The organism is Alteromonas sp. 4NH20-0104 (genome assembly GCF_057547795.1).
The window spans coordinates 1-545 of the sequence record NZ_BAAJLP010000080.1 but is presented as its reverse complement, the minus strand read 5'-3'; the positions used below and the strand labels follow the sequence as shown (position 1 = coordinate 545).

Genomic DNA, 545 nt, shown 5'->3' with positions numbered 1-545 from the left:
ATAGATTCCCCCGGGCATGCCCGGGGTTCTTTCTGCTACAGCTCCATTCGGAGCTGATCTGAATCCTTCCGACCTTGATGCTCAACGTAGTTCCGTATTGTGTGCTCGTCTAAGCCTACGCTGCTTACAAAGTAACCCGGCGACCAAACAATATTTTCATTCCAATAGACCTTTCCCAGCCATTTGAATGTCTTTCTCATGTTTGACGCTGACTGGGCTTTGAGTTTGCCCATCACTTCTGCTATCGAGTATTTCGGAGGGATGACCATCAACATGTGTATATGGTCATTATCAAAGCCCATTCGCTCTATTGTTACGCCGGGCATACTTCGAAGCAGCTTCGGCAACACTTTGCGCAAATACTCCACGACGAAAGGCTTCAGTATCCGACGCCTGTATTTAGTTACCCAGACAACGTGATATTGAAGTCTATATAGACCATGTGATGAGACTCGAACTTCCATCTTCGTAGCATACAGGCCTCGGACTCATTCATCCACGGGTAAACCCGTGGTGTTCTGTCGCTTCGCGACCGGTCACATAAA

At 47.9% G+C, this 545-nt stretch carries 1 protein-coding gene; it reads right to left on the bottom strand.

The window, feature by feature from the left end; all coding sequences use genetic code 11:
• Positions 1 to 35: 35 nt before the first annotated feature.
• On the bottom strand, positions 36 to 464 hold the full coding sequence (gene tnpA / locus AC27IB_RS23505; protein ID WP_487124066.1) for an IS200/IS605 family transposase: 429 nt from the start codon (positions 462 to 464) through the stop codon (positions 36 to 38).
• Positions 465 to 545: the final 81 nt, after the last annotated feature.

Coding starts and splice junctions, on each gene's coding strand:
- tnpA (WP_487124066.1), bottom strand. CDS start 464: ATGGAAGTTCGAGTCTCATCACATGGTCTATATAGACTTCAATATCAC.